This is a genomic window from Cytophagales bacterium (assembly GCA_019456305.1).
Lineage (GTDB): Bacteria > Bacteroidota > Bacteroidia > Cytophagales > VRUD01 > VRUD01.
Genome location: VRUD01000040.1, coordinates 12,422 through 36,955, shown reverse-complemented (window position 1 = coordinate 36,955; position 24,534 = coordinate 12,422). Strand labels below are relative to the sequence as shown.

The window sequence follows — 24,534 nt, the reverse complement described above, 5'->3', positions numbered from 1 at the left end:
TAACAAGCAGCTATAATAACCTGGGAAACGTTTATAAAGATAAAGGCGAATATGGCAAAGCGTTGGAATATCATCAGAAATCATTGAACATACGGTTGAAGGCTTTTGGCAAAGAACATTCTTATGTGGCCAAGAATTATTCTAATATTGGAGATGTTTTTAAGAATAAAGGAGAATTTACAAAAGCTAAAGCATATCAAAATAAAGCATTGGCAATATACATAAATACTTTTGGTAGGTATCATCCTGATATAGGCAGGGTTTATAATAGTTTGGCAGCAATATATGTGGCTAAGACAAGCATGGAGCATGGCTCACCAAGACCCAAACTCCGTGCCCCCTACCTTTTAGATACTGCTTTATTTTACTATCAGCAAGCTATTCAGTCTTTAGTCAAAGGATTTCCTGATAATGGTATTTACGTTAATCCTGTGTTGAAAAAAGTATTTATACCGGGCAAGGTACCTAAAATAGAGGGAGTTCAATCTATGCTGGTATTACTGGCTGTTTTAGAAGGAAAGGCGGAGGCGTTTTATAGAAGATGGAAGGAAGGGAAGAAGTAGTAATTTGATAATGAGGCAGTAGAAATGGGTTGGCAGCCATCAGATGAATTTGCTGGCAGATCCTGAATGGTGTTTAGAGCAACCATATATCCCAGCCCCCATTTATTCATAATTCCTACTTTTCTTGTTAAATTTACCCCCTTGAATTGACTAATACGAATGATATGAAAAAAATAATCTTAATCTGTGTAATCTTTCCGATAGCTATCGGAATAAATCTGCGTAATCTGTGTTATTCACAAAACACGTTAATAAAATCAGGCCCCGGCAATATACTCAGAACGGGTCTGGAATTACTTGAAAAAGAAAAATATGGCGCTGCCCAAAAGTTTTTTCAAGACTACATTAATAACCTTGTAGGGCAAGGGCATCCCGAGAACTCGGGACTACAAGGTTTAATTGAAGCAGAATATTATATTGCACTTTGCGCCTTAAATTTATCTCAACCTGATACTGAAACTTTGTTTGATGATTTCATTGCAAAATATCCGGGTCATTCCAAGGCTATTTTAGCAAACTATGAATTGGGTAACTTCTGGTTCCGCAAAAAAAATTATGAAAAAGCAATCCATTATTTTGCAAAAGTAGATATTGACCTGCTGAGCGCTCAACAGCAAATAGAAACACAATTTAAGCTTGCGTACGCTTATTTCGGGAAAAAAGAATTTGACAAGGCAATGGAGCTTTTCAGCAAAATAAAATACGGCTATCATAAATATACCTATGCAGCCAACTACTATGCAGGTTATATTGCCTATCTGAACAAGGAATATGATAAAGCAATTAATGACCTTCACAGGGCCGGACAAAATGAAGCTTATGCTCCCTTGATACCCTTAATGATCGCCAATATTTATTACAAACAGGGAAAACTTGAAGTACTAATAAATTATGCAGAGGGCATTATTCCACCAGTAAATACAAACAAAAGAGGAATAAAAGCAATAGACAAGATCATTCTTCTTTTAGCTGAAGCATATTATAAAATGGGAGATAAATGGGAAAAAGCTGCTTTATATTTTTCAAGGTATGTTGAAATGAATAAGAACAGGTTTAAATCCCCGGTCAGAGATCCGCAATCTGCAATTCTATACCGCTTAGCCTACTCTGAATTTAAAATAAACAATTTTGACAGTTCAGCAGTGCATTTTAAGCAGATTGCTATCCCGAGTACTCGGGATTCGTTGGGACAAAGCGCTGCTTACTATCTTGGGGTCTGTTATGTAAAAACCGGCAAAAAACAATTTGCCCTGGCTGCTTTTGATAAAGCAAGAAAACCTGACTTTGATACTACCATTAGTGAAGCTTCAGCATTTCAATATGCAAAACTCAATTATGACCTGGGGATACTTCCTGAGGCGATCACGGCATTTAAATATTTTGTAGATAACTATCCCAACAGTGGAGTGCGTGTTGAAGCAGATGCGCTGCTCACAGAAGCATACCTGAATACGAATAAATACGATGAAGCAATAAGTTATATTGAAGGATTAAAGAGAAAAAGCCAGCGTATAAAAGCTGCTTACCAGAGGCTTTTATTTTACTTTGGAGTAGAAAGCTTTAATAAAGAGCAATATCTTAAAGCAGTACAATTGTTTGAAAAATCCCTGCAATATCCTATCGAAGTACAATTGGCAATTGCCGCTAACTTCTGGCTGGGTGAAACCTATTCCACAGGCATCAAATATGACAAGGCAATTCCATATTATTTGCGGGTTTTTGAAAATACGTCTTCTCCCAAAAATGAATTTTACATAAAGACCATGTATGGAGTTGGCTACGCTTATTTTAATACAAAACAGTATAAAAAGGCGCTGATCAATTTTCAGCGATACGTAAATCACATGGAATTAGCTGAACCGTCTGTGGGGGAAGGGCATGGCAAAGTCCCCCCTTCTGGGGGATTTAGGGGGGCTACATACAATTCTGATGCTGTGTTAAGATTGGCTGATTGTTACTTTGTTACAAAGATCTATAATGATGCGATCAAGTATTACGAAAAAGCTATCAAAGAAAGTTATATTGATGCTGATTATGCTTACTTTCAAAAAGGCGTGATCTATGGCATTACTTCAAATCCCGATCTCGCTAAACAGAACCTGGATATGGTTATCAGAAGATTCTCCGGTTCACGCTATTATGATGACGCTTTGTTTCAAACCGCACAGATAGATTTCGAAAATGGAAAAAACGAGGATGCAATTACCGGGTTTTCCAGGTTAATTAAAGTAAAACCGGGCAGCCCTTTTGTTCCTTACGCTTTATTAAAAAGAGGAATTGCCCAGGAGAACCTCCAAAAATATGACAAAGCCATAGCCGATTATAAAAAAATAATAGAAGATCACGCCACACACAAGGTAGCCCATGATGCCATAACCAGCTTGCAGCAGGCACTCACCTCGGCAGGTAAAAGCGAAAATTTTGATGAAACCCTGGCCAAATTTAAAGAAGCCAATCCAAATAGTGAAGCGCTGGAAAGCATTGAATTTGAAACCGCAAAAGCGCTTTATTACAACCAAAAGTATAAAGAGGCCATCAGCAGCTTTACGGATTACCTCAATAATTATCCCGTTGTAGGTCGGATTGATAATCCGACCATGTATTATTATGATTCAAAATATTACCTGGCAGAATCATACTACCGGCTTGCTGTTGTAATAGAACAAAAAGATAGCAGCGGCTATGGCGCGGCCTATGATAATGCTTTGAGATATTATAAAGAGGTGATGGTTGACAATAAAAGTTATTTGAATAAATCCATTTACAGGATTGCCGGACTGGAATATAAAAATCATTCCTATAAAAGCGCCATTAAATATTATGATCAGCTGCTCGAAAAGGCAAGCAATAAAAAACAACAATTCAATGCATGGACGGGCCTGATGCTCTCGTATTACGGCTTGTCTAAATTTGATAAGGTTGAAATGTACGCCAATGAAATACTAAGCAGGGGTAATGCAAGCAACCGGAATATAGCAATGCTCTACCTCGGTAAAGCGGCCTACGCAAGCGGTGATCATCTCAAAGCAACGGATGAATTTGTAAACACCCTCAATACGGCAAAAGATGCCAACGGAGCGGAAGCGCAATATTTACTGTCTGAACTTCTTTATAAAGATCGCAATTACAAACAATCCCTTGAAACGCTCTTTGACCTCAACCAAAATTTTGCAAATTATACAAAATGGGTAGATAAGGCATTCTTATTAATTGCAGACAATTACATTGCCCAGGATGAACTGTTCCAGGCAAAAGCTACGTTGAATTCTATCATAGAGAAATCAACAAGCAAGGAAACGGTGGAAGCGGCAAAGGTGAAATTGGGAAATATTGGGAATAAGGAATTAGGTGATTAGGGTTGGTTATAATTGATTAACCCCTGCCTCCCGTAATGCTGGCCCGATGTCCACTGGACATCGTCCTCCTAAAGGGGACTTGCCTACCCTCAAACCACCAGAGTAGGCAAGGGTAGGAGTTCTCCCGAGTACTCGGGATTAGGGGGTAGCGAAGGGGGAAATAAGGGTTGGCCATCATCGGATGACTCTCCGGGTTGTGCGTTTGGGGTCATCCGATGAATTTGCTGGGAATAAGGCAATAAGGCAATAGGGAAATAAAGGAATAGGGGAATAAAGGAATAGGGGAATAAGGGTTGGAAATGACAATGACAATATTCGTACTTCGTACTTCGTCATTCGTACTTAAAAAATGACAATCAACTAAAATGCAACAAATAACCATTCTCACCGCCTTCGCTTTTGCTCTTAATTTTGCAGCATTCAGTCAGCCTAAAACCGACAGCTTAATAGCTGTCCTCAAAACCGCCACCCACGACACCACAAAAATAAACCTCCTCAACGCCATCGCCTGGCAATTAAAATACTCCCACCCCGACTCAGCCCTCACCTATGCCCGTAAAGCGCTCTCCATCATCACTGTCATTGCGAGCGGAGAGAAAGGTTCCTTTGATATGAAAGGTTGGCTCCAAAAGAGCAAAGCCAAAGTCCTCTCAACGATTGGAGCACTATATTACTTAAAAGGCGATTACCCCAAAGCCATTGGCTATCATCAGCGCTCATTAAAAATAAGAGAAGCCACTGCCGATAAGAACGGTGAAGCCCGCAGCTTAGGCAATCTCGGATTGGTTTATTACAGCCAGGGTGATTATCCAAAGGCCATTGATCATTATCAACGCTCATTAAAAATTGCCGAAGCCACTGCCGATAAGAACGGTGAAGCCCGCAGCTTAGGCAATCTCGGAACCGTTTATTACAGCCAGGGGGATTATCCAAAGGCCATTGATCATCATCAGCGCTCATTAAAAATACAAGAAGCCACTGCCGATAAGAACGGTGAAGCCCGCAGCTTAAACAATCTCGGAAATGTTTATTTCAACCAGGGGGATTATCCAAAGGCGATTGACCATTATCAGCGCTCATTAAAAATAAAAGAAGCCATAGGCGATAAGAACGGTGAAGCCGGCAGCTTAAACAATCTCGGAAATGTTTTTGCTGATCAGGGCGATTATCCAAAAGCCATTGACCATTATCAGCGCTCATTAAAAATAACAGAAGCCATAGGCGATAAGGACGGTGAAGCAGGGAGCCTAACAAACCTCGGTATCTTGTATTTAGAGATGGGTAATACAACTACTGCAACTGAATACTGCTTTAAAAGCTTAGCCATCACCCGTGAGATAGGCGCCTTGTTCGTAGAAATGGAAGCCTGCCAGTGTCTTTCGGAGGTGTATGAGAAGAGGAGCCACCCAGCCTCCCGCAATGCTGGCCCGATGTCCACTGGACATCGTCCTCTCCCGACCAAAGGTACGGGACAGGCCCGAAGGGGGGACTTGTCACCGCTTGAAGCCATGAGAAAAGCTTTGGAGTATCACAAGCTCTGGGCAATAGCCAAAGACTCTCTTTTCAACAAAGAAAAAACCAAAGAGATCACCCGCCTCGTCACCCGCTACGAGATGGAGAAGCAGTACGAAGCAGAAAAACGGGCAGCAGAAGAAAAAGCAAAGGCAGAAGCAGAAAAAAAAGCAAGAAGCAGCTTAGTGCAGATCTCAGTCATCGGCCTTGTGCTGGGGCTGGCGCTGATAGCCATACTCTTTTCGGGCAGGTTTGCCATCCCTGTGGCAGCGGCAAAGGTGGTGGTTTTTGTGTTCATCGTCTTTTTGTTTGAATTTATCCTGGTGCTTTTAGACCCTTTTATAGCAAAAATTTTCGGAGGCAATCCAGCCATACAATTATTGTGCAATGGCTTGGTAGCGCTGCTGGTCTTCCCGTTGTTTAACTTTTTGCTCACCCGGCTCACGCAAAAGGTGGCGAAGGTTGGTGTGGCGAGGAGGAAGGTTAAGAGAAAAGAAGGAAATAAGGGAATAGGGAAATAAGGGAATAAGGAAATGCAGTTGGCAGTTGGCAATAGACAGTAGACAATATGACAATAGACAATGACTATGACAAGGGGTGGTTATCATCGGATGACTCTCCAGGTTGTGCGTTTGGGTCATCCGATGAATTTGCTGGGAATAAGGCAATAAGGCAATAAGGGAATAAAGGAATAGGGGAATAAGGGTTGGAAATGACAATGACAATGACAATATTCGTACTTCGTACTTTGTCATTCGTACTTAAAAAATGACAATCAACTAAAATGCAACAAATAACCATTCTCACCGCCTTCGCTTTTGCTCTTAATTTTGCAGCATTCAGTCAGCCTAAAACCGACAGCTTAATAGCTGTCCTCAAAACCGCCACCCACGACACCACAAAAATAAACCTCCTCAACGCCATCGCCTGGCAATTAAAATACTCCCACCCCGACTCAGCCCTCACCTATGCCCGTAAAGCGCTCTCCATCATCACTGTCATTGCGAGCGGAGAGAAAGGTTCCTTTGATATGAAAGGTTGGCTCCAAAAGAGCAAAGCCAAAGTCCTCTCAACGATCGGGGCACTATATTACTTAAAAGGTAATTACCCCAAAGCGATTGACCATTATCAGAGTTCATTAAAAATTACTGAAGCTACTACCGATAAAAAAGGTGAAGCCCGCAGCTTAAACAATCTCGGATTGGTTTATCACAGCCAGGGTGATTATCCAAAGGCCATTGATCATTATCAACGCTCATTAAAAATAAAAGAAGCTTTAGGCGATAAGAACGGTGAAGCCAGCAGCTTAGGCAATCTCGGAAATGTTTATCACCGCCAGGGCGATTATCCAAAGGCCATTGATCATCATCAGCGCTCATTAAAAATTGCCGAAGCAACTGCCGATAAGAACGGTGAAGCCCGCAGCTTAAACAATCTCGGAAATGTTTTTGTTGATCAAGGCGATTATCCAAAGGCCATTGACCATTATCAGCACGCATTAAAAATACAAGAAGCCATAGGCAATAAGAACGGTGAAGCCGGCAGCTTAAACAATCTCGGAAATGTTTTTGCTGATCAAGGCGATTATCCAAAGGCCATTGACCATTATCAGCGCTCATTAAAAATAAAAGAAGCCATAGGCGATAAGGAAGGTGAAGCTAACAGCTTAAACAATCTTGGCGTCTTGTATTCAGAGATGGGAAATATGTCTGCAGCAACAGAATACTGCCTCAAAGGCTTAGCCATTGCCAGTGAGATAGGCGCCTTGCCCATAGAAATGGAAGCCTGCCAGTGTCTTTCGGAGGCGTATGAGAAGAGGAGCCACCCAGCCTCCCGCAATGCTGGCCCGATGTCCACTGGACATCGTCCTCTCCCGACCAAAGGTACGGGACAGGCCCGAAGGGGGGACTTGTCACCGCTTGAAGCCATGAGAAAAGCTTTGGAGTATCACAAGCTCTGGGCAATAGCCAAAGACTCTCTTTTCAACAAAGAAAAAACCAAAGAGATCACCCGCCTCGTCACCCGCTATGAGATGGAGAAGCAATACGAAGCAGAAAAACGGGCAGCAGAAGAAAAAGCAAAGGCAGAAGCAGAAAAAAAAGCAAGAAGCAGCCTGGTGCAGCTCTCCGTCATCGGCCTTGTGCTGGGGCTGGCGCTGATAGCCATACTCTTTTCGGGCAGGTTTGCCATTCCTGTGGCAGCGGCAAAGGTGGTGGTTTTTGTGTTCATCGTCTTTTTGTTTGAATTCATCCTGGTGCTTTTAGACCCTTTTATAGCAAAAATTTCCGGAGGCAATCCAGCCATACAATTATTGTGCAATGGCCTGGTAGCGCTGCTGGTCTTCCCGTTGTTTAACTTTTTACTCACCCGGCTCACGCAAAAGGTGGCGAAGGTTGGCGTGGCGAGGAGGAAGGTTAAGAGAAAAGAAGGAAATAAGGGAATAGGGAAATAGGTGATTAGGGTTGGTTATAATTGATTAACCCCTAAATCCCCTAAAGGGGACTTGCCTACCCTCAAACCACCAGAGTAGGCAAGGGTGGGAGTTCCCCCTTTAGGGGGTTAGGGGGTAGCGAAGGAAAGCGAAGGAAATAAAGAGATTTTACAGACTTTTTCAGCAAACCCTAATTATATGAATAATGGAAATAAATAATAAATATTGAATATTGATTTGTTAACTTTGAACCTTAAACTTTAAACCTTGAGCTTTAAAATATTAATATCATCACTAATTATTGCCTACTGCCTGCTGCCTGCTGCCTATTGTTTTTCCCAGGATCAATGGGGAGAAGAAGGTGAGATCAAATCGTCTGAGATAATCATTGAAAAGGATAGAAAAATTGAATTACCTGCCGCTATCCGTAATTACGAAAAGATCGGGCTGCATCCGGTTAGGGTAGAAAAAACACCTCAGAAGTATGTTTTTGAAGAATTCAAACTGGATTTACCACCGCTCTCTGTTAAAATGAAAATATTAAAGATGAGGCGTGAATCTATAACAAAACCTTCGGCTAATTATATAAAAGCTGGTTTCGGTAACTATTTTACCTCCTATCTTGATCTGTTTTTAAATAATGAAAAAAGTAAAAAATACACTTACGGGACATATATTGGTCATTTGGCTTCGCAAAACGGGCCGGTTGACAATTCAGGTTCTTCTCATAATGAATTGAGCGTTTATGGTAAATATTTCATGAGAAAATTTACCGTTTCAGGTAATTTGAATTATGACAGGGATGTTGTTTATTACTATGGCTATGATCAGAAATTAAACCCGGAAATTGGCAAAGGTACTATTAAGCAACGTTATTCTATCATTTCATTTTCCGGCAATTTACGCAACCGCCCATCTTATTTTTCTAAAATATTGTTTAATGCGGATGTAGGCTATTACCATTTGGATGCGCTGAATGATTTCAGAGAGGATGATATAAGCTTTAAAGCCACTGGTAAAGCGAATTTAGATATTGGTAAAAAGTATTTTGACACTTCGGGTTATGTAAATATTGATCTTGCTGTAAATCCGGTTATTTTACCCGATACCCAGCGATTATTTATATTTATTGATCCCAGCTATACGTTTTTAAAAAGGGCCTGGCAGTTAAAATTAGGTTTAAGTATTAATTTTGAAAATGAGTTGCTTTTTCTCAGGCCTGATCTGTATATGGCGCAGGAGATATTGGGTAAAAAGTTAATATATTATACAGGCTGGTATGGTTATATTCAGCCAAATAAGTACAGGGATCTGATATCAGAAAATCCATTTGTCAACGATTCACTTGTGTTAAAAGGAACCTTGCATGATAGTAAATTCACTGGCGTCAAAGGGAATGTGCTACGAAATCTGAATTATGATCTCCATGTTTCTTTTGACAATATTCAGGACATGCCCTTGTTCATCAATGCAACAATTGATACCAGTAAATTTGATGTGATCTACGATGATATTGACTTATTTACATTTCATGCTGCACTAAGCTATCAATTTTCAGAACGGGTTAAAATACTTCTTAATGGCGATTATTTCAGTTACAACATGGATGCTGAGAAAGATATATTTATAAAAGACAAACCCTGGCATCTTCCTGATTTCAGAGTCTCCTTAATGGCAACCTATAATTTAAAGAATAAAATCTTCTTTAATAGCGATATTTACTATATAAGTGGTTTATTTGCAAAAATCCCAGGTAGTGGTGAGGTTAAGAAATTAGAAAGTATATTGGATCTAAATTTAAAAGTTGATTACCGGTTTTCAGATAAATTTTCAACCTTTGTAGAGGTGAACAATATTTTGTCAAAATCGTATCAGAGGTATTTGTATTATCCTTCCAAGGGAATAAATGTAATTGGAGGGGCAGCTTATTCATTTTAAAACAATGGAGATTAAAAAATACATAAAATCATTATTAAGCAATCATGATACGGTAGTGATCCCCGACTTTGGAGGATTTATTACAAACTATGAAAGCGCAGAAGTAAATCCTATTAATAATAAGTTTAGACCACCCTATAAAAAAATCGGTTTTAATGATAAATTAAAGTTAAATGACGGGTTGTTAATTGATACTATTTCAAAGAGTGAAAATATATCTCAGGAACAAACTGTTGCTTTGGTAAAAGAATTTGTATATAAAATTAAAGGGGAAATAAATAAAAAGAAAAAATGGGTTTTTGAACAACTCGGAACCTTTTTTATAAATGCTGAAAAGCATTTACAGTTTGAACCTGTTACGGATGCTAATTATTTGAATGACAGCTTTGCTCTACCGGATTTGTCTTTCAAACCAATTTATAGAGAACGAAAGATTGATAAGACTCCCACGCAACCAATAGTGAGTGAAAGCGAGGTATCAAGCTTCACCTCTCAGGAAGAGTCAGGAGTCCCTCGGACCAGTTCCTTACCAAAAGAGAGGGAAGATATTGCTACCATATTGGGTAAAAGCAGGGAAAAACCTGAGATTGCTGCTTCAGCAGCTTCCGGAAGCGGTGACGTACCAACAAGTTCCTTTGATAAAGCAACTAAAGTTAGTCTGCCAACAACGAAGTCCGAAGATGTACATGGAAAATTTACTGAAAAAAAAGATATTCTTGCATCACAATTAGAAACCCATCAAAAAGCGCTTAATGTTATTAAATCGGATAAGCAAGTCAAAGAACGGAGCGGATCAAATATTATTACCTGGCTTACGTCTATTGTGGTTGTTTTGTTTATAACGGCTGTTGTACTTTTTTATATCAATCGTAAAAATGAGTATTCAATTGATCTTAGCGGCTTTAACCCGATTTCTTATACTTCATCTTTATTTTCCAGAGAGGATGAAGTAATTGGATCTGTTCAGGCTGATGTGTCTGATGATCAAATAACTGAAGTTTCCGTTGAGAAAAAACCCTCTGTAGCAGTGAATGAAAATGCCCGTTCAGAACAAAAAAAAGATATAGAGCTCCCAAAAGAAAGTATTACTCCAAGTGTTTCTACTACAAGGCCTGTTTCAAAAGCTGGTTCCATGATAACCAATAAAACAGGGCAATTCTACATTATTATCGGAGGATTTTCAATAAAAAGTAATGCATTAAAGCTAAGAAATAAGCTGCTTGCTGAAGGGATGGACGCAAAAATTATAGTCCCTGATATAAGCAACAGGCTTCACAAAGTTTCCATAGCTGATTATGATAATCTTGATAAAGCGCTGAGAAATTTGAATGGATTAAGAGCAAAATATGGTAATGCTATTTGGGTTATGTCTTACTAAATAATAATAAAAACTCATGATCTTACAAATTACAATTAACGATACACTAACAGCCATATCCGGGGATCAAACGATTTCATTAATGGAACTTTTAATGAAAGGCGGCTGGATAATGGTTTTCATTCTTATTTTATCACTGATAGCTGTTTATGTTTTTATTGAGCGCTTTCTGACGGTAAAAAAAGCAGCAAAAGAGCCCGCTGATTTTATGGAAAAATTAAAAAACCTGGTATTGCAGGGTGATATAAACGGGGCAAAAGTATTGTGCGCAGAGATGGCTACACCTTTTGCAAGAATGATAGAAAAAGGACTTGCAAGGCTTGGTAACCCTTTACAAAATATTAAAGAATCTATTGAAGACGTTGGCAAAATTGAAATTTATAAACTTGAAAAAAATCTCCCAATCTTAGCTACCATATCAGGTACTGCCCCAATGGTTGGATTCCTGGGTACCGTGATTGGTATGATCAAAGCCTTTATGGCAATAGCACAGCAGGAAGGGACAGTCAGCCCCAAATTACTCTCATCAGGCATCTATGAAGCATTAATTACAACAGCATTTGGCCTTATCGTGGGCATTATCGCTTATTTATGTTATAATTATCTGGTAACCCGGGTGCAAAACGTGATACATAAAATGGAATATACAGCCACTGAATTTATTGACTTAATACAGCAACCTAAATAAAAAAAGTCGGCAGTCGGCAATCTACAGTCGGCAGTCGGCAGTCGGCAATCTACAGTCGGCAGTCCACAGTCGGCAGTCCATCCCGAGTACTCGGGAGCAGTCTACAGTCGGCAGTCGGCAAAAAAGAAAATAACAATCAAACCATTATAACAATGGATTTAAAATCAAGAAACAAAATAGAGGTAACCTTCAGCATGGCTTCTATGACAGACGTGATTTTTCTGTTGTTAATATTCTTCATGCTTTCAACAACATTCATTACGCCTTCAGGGCTGCCGGTAAATCTGCCTTCAAGCAAAAGCCCGACAATAGTCTTCCAAAAGGTAAGTGTTACCATCACAGAGGATTTGGAATATTTTGTAAATGATAAAAAAACCTCGTTAAATAGTTTACGTAAAGCATTAAAAAGTGAATTAAACGATGAAGAAGGAGTGGTAGTGTTGCATATAGACAAATCAGTCCCTGTTGAGTACCTGGTAAAAGTGGCAAGCATAGCAACAGAGCTCAAAGCAAAAGTTTCGGTTGCAACCAAGCCATTATAAGGGAATAGGGTAATAAAGGAATAGGGAAACAGTAATAAATATGGGCGAAATTCTTAAAAAAATCAAAGTACGATCAAAATCAACAAAAGAATTGGATCTAATGCTTTTTTTTAATAAGAAAATAATAAAAAGAACAGCATGAATTTTCCGGTGAAAGTAAGGATCCCTGTAGCATGGGGAGAGATGGATGCGTTCAGACATGTAAATAATATTGTCTTCTTTAAATATTTTGAAAGTGCGAGGATAAAGTATTTTGAAGAAATCGGGTTCCAACAATATATGGAGAAAACAGGTGTTGGCCCAATACTTGCTGAAACTTCATGTAGATTTTTAAAACCCATCATTTATCCGGACAATATTAATACACACGCAAGAGTTAAATCTTTTGGAAGTTCAAGTTTTGTGATGGAATACAATATTGTAAGTGATAAAATGGGATTGGTTGCCGAAGGAGAAGGTGTGGTCGTCATTTATGATTATAAAAATTCCAGGAAAGCTGAAATGCCAAAAGAGATCAAAGATGCTATTGAAAAATTAGAAAAAGAGAAATGATAAAAGAAAAGAAAAATAAAAGAACCGCCCTGATCACTACCATCACCATACATGGTATAATATTACTGCTATGTTTTTTCATAGCTGCGTGGCAGGCCCCTTATCCGCCCATACCTGAATATGGGATTGAATTGAACTTTGGCCTGGAAGAACGGGGCACAGGAGAGGTTCAGCCGGATGCAACACAAACAGAGGAACAACCTGAAGTAACGGAGGATGAGACAAACCAAAATGCAGAGGAGAATCAGGAAGAAAACACAAATGAAGATAGCCAGGTTGAAACCACAGATATAGAAAGCCCGGATAAGGTTGAAGAGATCACTGAAAAAACGACATCAGAGCAAAACGAAGCGGAGGAAAAGCAAAAAACCGATATGAGTAAGGAGGAGACCAATAAATCAGACATTACAAGTCAGGGCGATAATATAGATAAAGCAGGAGATAAAGGAGACCCTGAAGGAGAAATTGAGGCCAAAGCTTTATACGGAAATAAAGGCGGTGGTGGAGGATCACTTGATATGGCCGGCTGGGAATGGGATAGCCCGCCAAATGTAAAAGATCAATCCAGCGAAAACGGGAGAATAGTGTTTGTGATCAAAGTAGATGACGAAGGAGAGATCATCTCTGTGAGGACAATAGAAAAAACCGTTAGCCCTGCTGTTGAAAAAATATACAAGCTGGAAGTTGAAAAACTCACATTTAGCAGAACAAGCCAACATGCTGTAGCTGCTCCTACTTCTTCGGGCAAGATCACTTTTATTATCAGATCAAGATAATTTCTATTTAAACTACATGCCCACAAATACGATAGATTATCACAGGGAAATATATTCCGAACATAAAATGCTTGAAAGAAGTCAGGAATTTTATCAATGGATAGATCTCCGGAGAACAGTAAGAGACTTCTCAGACAAGCCGGTACCTAAAAAAGTAATGGAAAATATTATTATGGCTGCCTCTACCGCTCCTTCTGGCGCTCATAAACAACCGTGGACATTTTGTCTTGTTGAAGATGCAAAACTTAAATCAGCAATACGCAAAGCTGCTGAAGAGGAAGAATATATAAATTATCATGGCCGGATGAGTGAAGAATGGCTGAAAGACCTAAATCCGCTCCAAACTAACTGGGATAAAGAATTTATAGATACTGTACCCTGGCTTATCGTTGTTTTTAAGAGGGCCTATGAAAAAGTAAATGGGAAAATAAAAAATAATTATTATGTATCAGAATCTGTCGGAATTGCTGCAGGTTTTTTGTTAGCAGCTATTCACCATGCAGGTTTGGTTGCATTGACACACACTCCCAGCCCAATGAACTTTTTAAACAAGATCCTGAAAAGGCCTGATAATGAAAGGCCCTTTTTGTTAATACCTGTCGGCTATCCTGCAGATAATGTAAAAGTACCTGATTTAAAAAGAAAACAATTGAAAGAAGTTCTGGTATATTACTAAAACCGGGGTATCTAATCATAACCCATATAATTTTCCCACAGACCAAATTAATTATTGCAATTAAAAAAAACAAACGCAAAAACATTTGATGACTTATCAATAATTAAAAAACCGAACCAAAAAAATTCTTAATTTTGTGGGATAAAGAAACAGAAAATATGGAGATAAAAACAGACATATTTGAAGGCGACAGTAAAGAACAATTAAAATTTCTTCCTGAAAATTCAGTTGACTTAATTGTAACTTCACCTCCTTATGCTGACCAAAGAAAGAATACTTATGGAGGAGTCCATCCTGACAAATACGCTGAATGGTTTTTACCAATATCCAAACAACTTCTGAGAGTCTTGAAACCAACAGGAACTTTTGTACTTAATATTAAAGAAAAGGTCGTTGACGGTGAGAGAAGTACATATGTCATGGAGTTAATTTTAGCAATGCGTAAACAGGGCTGGTTTTGGACAGAAGAGTTTATTTGGCACAAAAAAAATTCTTATCCCGGAAAATGGCCTAATCGTTTTCGTGATTCGTGGGAACGACTTCTTCAATTCAATAAGGATAAAAAATTTAATATGTACCAAGAAGAAGTAATGGTTCCAATGGGTGTCTGGGCTAAAAATAGATTAAAAAATCTTTCTGAAACAGACAAAATACGTGATATTTCAAAAGTAGGAAGTGGTTTTGGGAAGAACATCTCAAACTGGTTAGACCGCGATAAAGCATACCCGACTAATGTTCTTCATTTGGCAACAGAGTGTAATAATAAAAGCCATAGTGCAGCATTTCCCGAAGAATTACCCGAGTGGTTTATTAAACTTTTTACAAAACAAAACGATACGGTACTTGACCCCTTTATGGGTTCAGGAACAACATTGAGTGTTGCAAATAGAATGAAACGTAATTCAATCGGTATAGACATTGTACCTGAATACTGCGAAATGGTGAGAAATCAATTACAACCTGTTGAACTTTATTTATTAGAACCAAAAGTAAAATATGAAAAAACTAAACCTGAAAGACGTATCGCAATACGTTGAGAAAAATATCGGGACATTTCACGAAAAACGTATTCAAAGCCTTGACAGTTTAAAACTATCCCAAGTTCTTAAACACAAAAATCCCTACTTGTTTAAAGCAAAATATGTATTAACAGCCGAACAAATAATAAGGGGAATTGTAGATGCACATATTTCATCAAGTGAAGAAGGAATTTTTGGGGATTGGCTTGAAGGTTTAGCAATTTTTATCAATGAAAAAGTTTACGGTGGTAAAAAATCAGGAATCATTGGAATTGATTTAGAATTTGACAAGGACGATAGAAGATACATTGTAAATATTAAATCCGGACCAAATTGGGGAAATAGTTCGCAAATTGCAAAAATGGTTGCCGATTTTAAAACAGCTAAAAAGACTTTAAGGACAAGTAATTCCCAACTAAACATTATTGCCGTAAATGGTTGTTGCTACGGAAGAGAAAACCGCCCTGACAAAGGCGATTACTTCAAATACTGTGGTCAAAGTTTTTGGGAGTTTATTTCTGGCAATGAAAATTTATATACTGAAATCATTGAACCACTTGGACACAAAGCAAAAGAAAAGAATGACGATTTTATGAAATCATACTCACAAATGATAAACAAATTTACAAAAGAATTCACCAATGAATTCTGTAAAGAAAATGGAGAGATTGATTGGGAAAAATTGGTTCGGTTTAATTCAGCGACAATTGACTCTAAAAATAAAAAATAAAGCCCGAAAGCATAACACACGGTATAGTTAATTGCCGAAATAGTAGTAAATTCAAAGGTTATAGCCCGTTTTAACGGTATCGTATCTTGATGGAAAACTACCTCGCAATCAGCAACAAATCATACCGCCAAACGCAGTCATGCACTCATGCAGTCAATAAAACATACTCATTCTTCATCCGGTAAACAACAAGAAAAATCTCCGCTTCTATATAAACAAGTCCTGGATTATTTATACACCAGCCTGCCCATGTACCAACGGATAGGGCCGGCAGCGTATAAAAAGAGTCTCACCAATATCAAGCTTCTTTGTAACCTGCTTGATTCTCCTCAAAACAAGTTCAAATCCATTCACATAGCCGGCACAAACGGGAAAGGGAGTGTTGCGCATTTATTATCTGCCATCCTGCAAACGGCAGGATACAAGACAGGTTTGTATACATCACCGCATCTTAAAGAATTTACCGAACGAATTAAGATAAATGGGACTGAAATAAGCAAGGAGGAGGTGATTGATTTTGTTGAGGCAAACAAAAAGCACTTTGAGAAGATCAACCCTTCTTTTTTTGAGATGACCGTAGCCATGGCATTTAACCATTTTGCTGCCCAACAGGTTGATATTGCGCTAATTGAAGTTGGATTGGGCGGGAGGCTTGATTCTACCAACATTATAAACCCTGAATTATGTATCATAACCAATATCAGCTACGACCACCAGGCAATGCTGGGGCAGCGTTTGCAGGAGATTGCCCGGGAAAAGGCAGGCATTATCAAACCCGATACTCCTGTAATAATTGGTGAATATCAGCCGGAAGTAGCCGGTATATTTGAAAAAAAAGCACGAGCATTAAATGCACCCATTTATTTTGCTTCAAAGAACTTTGAGCTAAAAAATATTCAATACAATGTGCATAATTTGTCTTTTGATAACACGCAATTCAAAACTTGTTCCGACCCCGAGTATTCGGGGGAGGAATCTAATCCCCAATTATTAGTCTGTGATCTTGCTGGAAGTTATCAAATAAAAAACATAACAACTGTTTTACAAACGATTGAACTTTTAAATAGTAAGGATTTTAAAATATCTGTTCTTGATATGAAAACGGGATTGGCAAACGTTTCATCTTTAACAGGCTTAAAAGGAAGATGGCAAGTACTTAATGAAGCGCCATTAACCATCTGTGATACGGCTCATAATGAGGAGGGAATAAGGTTGGTGGTTGAACAAATAAAATCTTTAAACTTTAATAACCTGCATTTTGTACTTGGCGTAGTAAACGATAAAGAAATTGATGGATTATTAAAAATGCTTCCACAAAAGGCATTTTATTACTTTTGCCAGCCTGGTATTCAGCGGGCATTGGATGCAGAAATGCTGGCTGACAGTGCAAGAAAGCGCAATTTAAAAGGCAAGGTCGTAAAAGATGTCAATGAAGCAATCACGCAGGCAGTTGGCCGTGCTAAAAGTGATGACCTGGTGTTTATAGGGGGGAGCAGTTTTGTAATTGCAGATATTAATGATCTGTGATAACCATTTGGCAGTTGGTAACTGTCATTAAGTAGTGTCTGTCGAAGTAGTCAGCTTTACAAAAATTAAAAGACACGAATTCACACGAAAAAATTAGTGCCCGCCTGCCATAGGCACTTGGCGGGCAGGTAATTCGTGAAATTCGTGTCAAAAAAAGGTATAAATAGACAGATACTAACTAGTAAACACCTATACACTGTACCCATCCATGGCACGAAAAAGACTACAAAGATTCGCAGATAATGCCCAAAGGCACAATGTCATTCAACCCGGCAAGGATATTTACCGGCAGATCAAGGGAAAGTGGAGAGATCATTTCAACAACGATAACGAAATTGTATTGGAGCTTGCATGCGGCAGGGGAGAATATTCAACAGGTTTAGCCGGGGTATTTTCAGGAAAGAATTTTGTTGGTGTAGATATAAAAGGCTCAAGGCTGTGGAAAGGGAGCAACTATGCCATAGAAAATGATCTTAACAATGTTGCATTTTTACGCACCCAAATACTCAATCTTGGCTATTTCTTTGAAAAAGAAGAGGTCAGCGAGATATGGATACCATTCCCGGATCCGAGACCAGGAAAAAGAGATATAAAGAGGCGCCTGACAAGCCCTAGGTTCCTGGATATTTACAGGGATATTACAAAACCAGGTTGCCCTGTTCATTTAAAAACTGACAATAAAGGATTGTTTGAATACACCCTTTCTGTGCTTGAGCAATTAAAAATAAAAGACGTTGTATGCACTTCTGATCTTTACAGCAGTGATCTGTTAAACGATCATCATGGCATCAAAACAAAATATGAGAAAGATTATTTAGCAGAGGGGTTGAAGATTTGCTATTTAAGATTTAGGTTCTGAAAATAAATAATGAAATATTTGCCGTGAATTTGGCAAGATAATATTAGATTTGTCCCGATCTTTGAAGAATATAACGTTGTAAATTGATCCCGAGTACTCGGGATGAAATTCCGATACAAATAATGTCAGAATTACTTGATATCCTGAAAAAAAAAGACCCTGGTGAAACAGAGTTTCACCAGGCAGTCCAGGAGGTGGTTGAATCAGTGCGGCCACTGTTCCACAGGCACAAAGAATACAGAAAGCTGAGGATTCTGGAGAGAGTTATTGAACCTGAGCGGATAATAATTTTCAAAGTACCCTGGGTAGATGATAGTGGTGAGGTCCGAATAAACCGCGGGTACAGGGTGCAGATGAACAGCGCTATCGGGCCGTATAAAGGAGGTACTAGATTTCATCCTTCGGTAAACCTGAGTATTCTTAAATTTTTAGCATTTGAACAAACGTTTAAAAATGCACTTACTACCCTGCCTTTAGGAGGTGGTAAGGGAGGCTCGGATTTTGATCCCAAAGATAAATCGGATAATGAAAGTATGGCCTTCTGTCAAAGCTATATGAGTGAATTGTACAGGCACATTGGTCATAATACCGATATACCTGCAGGTGATATTGGGGTAGGAGCAAGGGAAATAGGTTATTTGTTTGGTATGTATAAGAAGCTGAAAAATGAATTTACAGGAACGATCACCGGTAAAGGGTTAGAATGGGGAGGCAGCTATATCAGGCCGGAGGCAACCGGTTATGGCTTAATTTACTTTGCCACTGAAATGCTTGCAGTAAAAGGCGGATCATTTGTGGCTAAAAAATGTCTTGTTTCAGGTTCTGGTAATGTATCGCAGCATGCTATTGAAAAGATCATTGAATTAGGAGGCATAGTCTTAACTGTATCTGACTCGAGCGGCTATATATATGATGAGCATGGTATTGACCGGGATAAACTGAGCTTTATTCAGGAAATTAAAAACGTAAAACGTGGCAGGATCAAGGAATACGCAGATAAATATTCAAAATCTGTATATACAGCATTTGATCCTGACCTTGATCACAATCCACTGTGGGATCATAAAGCAGATTGTGCATTTCCGTGTGCCACTCAAAACGAGATCAATGAGAAGGATGCCACTAATTTGGTAAATAATGGAGTAAAATTGGTCGCTGAAGGGGCCAATATGCCTACTACCATCAACGCATGCAAAGTTTTCATGGATGCTAAAACAGCTTATGCGCCTGGGAAAGCCTCCAATGCCGGAGGTGTCGCAACTTCCGGACTGGAAATGATCCAAAACAAAACATCAATTGCCTGGACAAGGGAAGACGTTGATAAACGATTGCATAATATTATGAAAAACATCCATAGAACTTGTCTTGAAACTGCTGTGGAATATAATATGGCAGGAAACTATCTGGCAGGCGCTAACATAGCAGGGTTTTTTAAAATAGCTGAAGCAATGAGAGCTCAGGGGGTTGTATAATTTACGATTTACGATTTACGATTTTAGATTTTCCATTTCACTAAAATTATGTTTATGTGAATGAGCTTTTTTTCTTGAAATGTTAAAAGATATAGATAGTAAAAATTTTAAAGGGAGATATTTAAATCGTAAATCATAAATTGTAAATCGTAAATCGTAAATCGTCAAATGTCAGATTCTTTAATAATTATACCCACCTACAACGAAAAGGAAAATATTGAAGCGATAATTCGTAAGGTTTTTTCTTTAAACAAAGATTTTGATATTCTTATAGTAGATGATGGCTCACCGGACGGTACCGGAAATATTGTAAAAAATCTTCAAAAAGAATTTCCTGATACCCTTCAAATTGAAGAAAGAGAAGGTAAAATGGGGCTCGGTACGGCTTATATCTATGCTTTTAAATATGCGCTGAAACGTCAATATCGGTATTTATTTGAAATGGATGCTGATTTTTCTCACAACCCTGAAGACCTGGTCAAATTATACAAGGCTTGTGCTGAAGAAGGATTTGACTTAGCGCTTGGATCAAGATATGTGAATGGGGTTAATGTGGTGAACTGGCCTATGCATCGGGTGCTCCTCTCCTTTTTTGCAAGTCATTATGTACGCATAGTTACACGCATGCCCATACAAGACACTACAGCAGGTTTTGTATGTTATAAAAGAAAAGTTTTGGAAACGATTAACCTTGACAAAATAAAGTTTGTCGGCTACGCATTCCAAATTGAAATGAAATTCAAGGCATGGAAGCTTGGGTTTAAGTTAACGGAGGTGCCCATCATTTTTACTGATCGTATGAAAGGGCAATCGAAAATGACTATGGGTATTTTCAGAGAAGCGTTTTTTGGGGTAATTCAGTTGAAGATTTATAGTATGTTTAAAAAATTTGGCCGGTGAGGGAAATTTTGGCAAAATATTTAGTTTTTGGTTGTTAGTTTTTGGTTATGGTTTGATAGTTTATGGTTATAGTTTTTTAGTTTGTTGGTCGTGCCATGAGTCCGGCATTAGCAAACTATTGAACCAATGAACTAAAACTAATAACCAAATAACTAAAACTAATAACCAAAAACCATGAACTAAAATTTTGGTAAGGTATAGGGGTAGATGGTTTTCCTTATTTCCTTTATTTCCCTATTCCTTTATTTCCTTATTCCTTTATTTCCTTATTCCTTTATTTCCTTATTCCTTGCTTAAATTTCCAACCCGGGCATATTAATCTGATTGATTGCCCAGAATTCAAATTCATTTTTTTCTAAATGCAAAATTGTATTTCCTTCAAAACCAAGTTTTTGTTTATTACTAAATCCATTGAAAAAGATATTGAAAGTAGCCTTGGCCTGGGATTTGTTCTTTGATATTTCAATCTTTATATCTTCAACCTTATCATATTCAAACCTGTCAAATGATTTATTAAAGTCTAAAAGTTTCTTCAGGTAGTCTTTTTTTGAAATAATTTTACCGGTTTTGTCCTCGCATTTATCAGCTATATGCATCCCGGAATTATCCAAAAAATCTTTGCCAAAAAGCGTTTTAAAAAAGTCATCAATTGAATGTTCAATATCATATTTGTCATTAGGATGAAACTCTTCATAAATAAAGTGATGGGTATAACCTTCAATTGCAATATCATCCATTTCTTCCTGAAATAATTCTTCCGTAATAAAACGATATATTTCTTTGTCATCAACTTCACAAATAGTGTCAAGGGCTATTCCATGAGCTTCAAGCAAATCCATCACTTTATTCAATTCCTTATTCAACGCTTCAGCAGGGATCTGGTTAACAGGAAGTACATTAGGGTTACCCAGGCGCTCTAATACGTTTGTTGTTTTCCGCTTCTGGTATGCTTCTTCAAATTCCTCAATGTTTTTTAACCACTCATTTTCTATTTCAGGCGGTAGAAGATCAGAATCCCCGGAAAATGCTGCACCATACTCAGCAGACAATTTCAGTTTTTTAAGCTCATTTTCTTTTCTGAGATTTTCTGATTTTTTATTTTTAGAATTGCTCATAATTTATTTGGTTAAAACGACTTCCAAATATAGAAATTAAAAAGAAAAATAAAAAATAAACCACGAATTACACGAATTACACGAAAAAAATTAGTGCTACACTAGTCGTGGTTTCCTTCTAATTCCGTCATAAACCGGGTTCTTGGAATTTCCTCTGCTCCCAGGTTTTTTAAGTGGTCAGTATATACCTGGCAATCTATCAACCTGAAACCTGATTTTTTTAGTTCATTTACCAGCGTTATAAAGCCTGCTTTGGAGGCATTGCTCATTTTTGAGAACATAGACTCTCCAAAAAAGCATTTACCCAATGAAACACCGTAAAGGCCTCCAACCAAATTGCCATCTTTCCAAACTTCTACGGAGTGTGCATAGCCGGCTTTATGGAGATTTACATATGCCTCCAGCATCGCATCTGTCAGCCATGTGCCACCTTGCCTTGGTCTTGCAATTTTCTTGCAATTGCTGATAACTTCATAGAAATTTTGGTTAAGTGTAATCCTAAACAGATCTTTTTTTAAGACCTGTTTCATACTTCTGGAAATCTTGAGTTTTTCAGGATAAAGTACAAAACGGGGGTCAGGTGACCACCAGATGATTGGTTCTCCTTCAGAGTACCACGGGAATATTCCATTTTTATAAGCCAATAATAATCTTTCTATACTAAGGTCACCTCCGATAGCTAAAATACCTTCTTTACTGGCAAACTCCGGGTTGGGGAAAATTAGCTCATTATTTAGTCGGAAGATGGGCATGTTATTTATATTAATTTAAAACTTTTCACTGATTTATAAACTGCCTGTTTTGACGTTAACACAGACTCCCACAAATGAATTGTCATCACTTCCAATTTAAAATTTTCCAGGCTATTTGATTCAAAAGCAGGGTTTGGAACGCTTTTGCCTCTGCTCTTACCATATTTGATTCTGGCTAATGTTATATGTGGTCTTAGATCATGGTCTGGTTGAATTTCTAAAATCTGACTACATTTGGTGACTAAATTAGTAAAATGTTTATTTCTATCAAATTCTGCCCAGATCATTACTGGCTTTCTTTTTTTTATTATGGTCAAAATTTCCACTAAATTTAAAGAAAAAGCAGTGCATTGTTTTGTTACATTTTCAATTTTACTGATGATCTCAGACAACTCGCTTTCATCTTTTTTCCCAAGAAAAAGCAGCGTAATATGTAGATTTTGTTTTGGAACCCATTTTATTTGGTCATTTTCTATGGTTTGAGCAGCTTCCATGAGTGTTTCCTTAATATTATTGGGTAAAGGGATTGCTATGAATAATCTTTTTTTCTTCATACACTTTTTGTAACTTTGACTTGCTAAAATAGTAAAAAAATATGGAAGCAAATCAACTAATTCATCTCAATCAAACAATAATCAAATGCAGGAAATGCCCCCGGCTCGCAAAGTACATTCGGGAAGTAGCATCCAAAAAAGTGCGCAGGTTTCAGCATTGCGATTATTGGGGAAAACCGGTTCCGGGCTTTGGTGACCCTGACGCCAGCTTATTGATCATAGGCCTGGCCCCTGCAGCACATGGAGCCAATCGTACAGGCAGGATGTTTACCGGGGATGATGTAGGCAAGGACGGTATTCCGACAAACAAAAATTGGTTATACAGGGCGCTGTACGAAACAGGATTTTCTAACAAGGCTGAAAGTATTTCTGCAGATGATGGGTTAATATTGAGAGGAGCATATATTACAGCCATCGCAAGGTGTGCGCCACCGCAAAACAAGCCTGCTTTAAAAGAAATTGATAACTGCGCAGCATACCTGCTTGAGGAATTGAAATTCTTAAAAAATGTAAATATGATCCTTTGTCTTGGCCATCTTGCATTCAGGCAATATTGTAAGCTGCAAAACGTAGTGGGCCTGAAATTTTTTCATGGTGCAAAGTATGAGGTGCAGAGCGTCCCAAGTACTCGGGACAGAGCCGTTGAGATCAAAAAAACGCTCATTGTTTCCTATCACCCCAGCCGGCAAAATACCAATACGGGCAGACTAACGTGGGAGATGTGGATAAAGATTTTTGAGGAAATAAAAAAACATTACCTTTGCAGGATCAAGAACAAAATGGTTAATAACAGTTAATAACGGTTAATATCGGTTACTTTTTCATATACTTAATCTTGAAAAAAAGCAGTGTTTTTGTTATATAGCAGAACAAAATGCAACCGTTGTTAACTGTTGTTAACATATAAACGTTGCCGAAGTGGTGAAACTGGTAGACACGCTACGTTCAGAGCGTAGTGGCCGAAAGGCTGTATGGGTTCGAATCCCTTCTTCGGCACTTTTGAATCATCATATCCAAATTATCAAATATAATTTGGAAATACTTGCGCCGTAGGGAGGTAAGTTGATTAAAAAGTCGGCAGTCCACAGTCGGCAGTCAGCAAATTTGCCAACTGCCGACTGCCGACTGCCGACTGCCGACTGCCGACTGCCGACTGCCGACTGCCGACTGCCGACTGCCGACTGCCGACTGCCG

Annotated in this window: 21 protein-coding genes and 1 tRNA gene; 19 read left to right on the top strand and 3 right to left on the bottom strand. The window is 38.5% G+C overall.

The genetic code is table 11. The features are described 5' to 3' along the window. The 17 genes from FVQ77_10035 to FVQ77_09955 all read left to right on the top strand — a co-directional run. Positions 1-563, top strand: a 563-nt coding sequence (locus tag FVQ77_10035; GenBank protein ID MBW8050656.1) for a tetratricopeptide repeat protein, incomplete at its 5' end; no start/stop codon positions are given. A gap of 164 nt (positions 564-727) precedes the next feature. Then, positions 728-3,919 carry a tetratricopeptide repeat protein gene (locus tag FVQ77_10030; GenBank protein ID MBW8050655.1) on the top strand — a complete coding sequence of 1,064 codons (3,192 nt, stop codon included), beginning with the start codon at positions 728-730 and terminating at the stop codon, positions 3,917-3,919. Positions 3,920-4,284: 365 nt separating this feature from the next. Beyond that, the gene (locus FVQ77_10025) at positions 4,285-5,952 is read left to right on the top strand and encodes a tetratricopeptide repeat protein (GenBank protein MBW8050654.1); all 1,668 of its coding nucleotides are present in this window, start codon (positions 4,285-4,287) and stop codon (positions 5,950-5,952) included. Positions 5,953-6,215: 263 nt separating this feature from the next. Continuing rightward, a complete protein-coding gene (locus tag FVQ77_10020; protein MBW8050653.1) occupies positions 6,216-7,883 on the top strand; it encodes a tetratricopeptide repeat protein in 1,668 nt (555 codons plus the stop codon). A 246-nt stretch (positions 7,884-8,129) separates the two neighbouring features. Then, positions 8,130-9,800, top strand: coding sequence for a TonB-dependent receptor (locus tag FVQ77_10015; protein ID MBW8050652.1), 1,671 nt, complete (start codon positions 8,130-8,132; stop codon positions 9,798-9,800). 4 nt (positions 9,801-9,804) lie between these two features. Continuing rightward, the gene (locus tag FVQ77_10010; protein ID MBW8050651.1) at positions 9,805-11,178 is read left to right on the top strand and encodes an SPOR domain-containing protein; all 1,374 of its coding nucleotides are present in this window, start codon (positions 9,805-9,807) and stop codon (positions 11,176-11,178) included. Between the two features lie 16 nt (positions 11,179-11,194). Beyond that, entirely contained in the window at positions 11,195-11,866 is a 672-nt protein-coding gene (locus tag FVQ77_10005) for a MotA/TolQ/ExbB proton channel family protein (protein MBW8050650.1), read from the top strand. A gap of 152 nt (positions 11,867-12,018) precedes the next feature. Next, positions 12,019-12,408 (top strand): biopolymer transporter ExbD, encoded by a 390-nt coding sequence (locus FVQ77_10000; GenBank protein MBW8050649.1) that lies wholly within the window; start codon positions 12,019-12,021, stop codon positions 12,406-12,408. A 138-nt stretch (positions 12,409-12,546) separates the two neighbouring features. Continuing rightward, positions 12,547-12,960 (top strand): acyl-CoA thioesterase, encoded by a 414-nt coding sequence (locus FVQ77_09995; protein ID MBW8050648.1) that lies wholly within the window; start codon positions 12,547-12,549, stop codon positions 12,958-12,960. After that, positions 12,957-13,736 carry a hypothetical protein gene (locus FVQ77_09990; GenBank protein ID MBW8050647.1) on the top strand — a complete coding sequence of 260 codons (780 nt, stop codon included), beginning with the start codon at positions 12,957-12,959 and terminating at the stop codon, positions 13,734-13,736. The genes FVQ77_09995 and FVQ77_09990 overlap by 4 nt, the downstream gene beginning before the upstream one ends. A 16-nt stretch (positions 13,737-13,752) precedes the next feature. Then, positions 13,753-14,412: a nitroreductase family protein gene (locus tag FVQ77_09985; protein ID MBW8050646.1), complete on the top strand. Its 660-nt coding sequence runs from the start codon at positions 13,753-13,755 to the stop codon at positions 14,410-14,412. Between the two features lie 158 nt (positions 14,413-14,570). Further along, the gene (locus FVQ77_09980; protein ID MBW8050645.1) at positions 14,571-15,449 is read left to right on the top strand and encodes a site-specific DNA-methyltransferase; all 879 of its coding nucleotides are present in this window, start codon (positions 14,571-14,573) and stop codon (positions 15,447-15,449) included. After that, positions 15,409-16,161, top strand: coding sequence for a cytosolic protein (locus FVQ77_09975; GenBank protein MBW8050644.1), 753 nt, complete (start codon positions 15,409-15,411; stop codon positions 16,159-16,161). The genes FVQ77_09980 and FVQ77_09975 overlap by 41 nt, the downstream gene beginning before the upstream one ends. A 249-nt stretch (positions 16,162-16,410) precedes the next feature. After that, on the top strand, positions 16,411-17,688 hold the full coding sequence (locus tag FVQ77_09970) for a bifunctional folylpolyglutamate synthase/dihydrofolate synthase (GenBank protein MBW8050643.1): 1,278 nt from the start codon (positions 16,411-16,413) through the stop codon (positions 17,686-17,688). Positions 17,689-17,896: 208 nt separating this feature from the next. Beyond that, entirely contained in the window at positions 17,897-18,547 is a 651-nt protein-coding gene (trmB, locus tag FVQ77_09965) for a tRNA (guanosine(46)-N7)-methyltransferase TrmB (GenBank protein MBW8050642.1), read from the top strand. Between the two features lie 122 nt (positions 18,548-18,669). Continuing rightward, the gene (locus tag FVQ77_09960) at positions 18,670-20,019 is read left to right on the top strand and encodes an NADP-specific glutamate dehydrogenase (GenBank protein ID MBW8050641.1); all 1,350 of its coding nucleotides are present in this window, start codon (positions 18,670-18,672) and stop codon (positions 20,017-20,019) included. 168 nt (positions 20,020-20,187) lie between these two features. Further along, entirely contained in the window at positions 20,188-20,919 is a 732-nt protein-coding gene (locus FVQ77_09955) for a polyprenol monophosphomannose synthase (GenBank protein MBW8050640.1), read from the top strand. Between the two features lie 293 nt (positions 20,920-21,212). Here FVQ77_09955 and FVQ77_09950 read toward each other — a convergent pair whose 3' ends face one another. The 3 genes from FVQ77_09950 to thpR form a co-directional block, all read right to left on the bottom strand. Beyond that, complete coding sequence (locus FVQ77_09950) at positions 21,213-22,034, bottom strand: hypothetical protein (GenBank protein MBW8050639.1); 822 nt, start codon at positions 22,032-22,034, stop codon at positions 21,213-21,215. A gap of 101 nt (positions 22,035-22,135) precedes the next feature. Next, positions 22,136-22,786: a leucyl/phenylalanyl-tRNA--protein transferase gene (locus FVQ77_09945; GenBank protein MBW8050638.1), complete on the bottom strand. Its 651-nt coding sequence runs from the start codon at positions 22,784-22,786 to the stop codon at positions 22,136-22,138. 5 nt (positions 22,787-22,791) lie between these two features. Next, positions 22,792-23,340: an RNA 2',3'-cyclic phosphodiesterase gene (gene thpR, locus FVQ77_09940; protein MBW8050637.1), complete on the bottom strand. Its 549-nt coding sequence runs from the start codon at positions 23,338-23,340 to the stop codon at positions 22,792-22,794. Positions 23,341-23,381: 41 nt separating this feature from the next. Between thpR and FVQ77_09935 the strand changes: the two genes are divergently transcribed. Both FVQ77_09935 and FVQ77_09930 read left to right on the top strand, forming a co-directional pair. Further along, positions 23,382-24,137, top strand: a complete 756-nt coding sequence (locus FVQ77_09935) for a uracil-DNA glycosylase (GenBank protein ID MBW8050636.1) — start codon at positions 23,382-23,384, stop codon at positions 24,135-24,137. 115 nt (positions 24,138-24,252) lie between these two features. Continuing rightward, positions 24,253-24,336 (top strand) — tRNA-Leu (locus FVQ77_09930). The last annotated feature ends 198 nt before the right edge of the window (positions 24,337-24,534 follow it).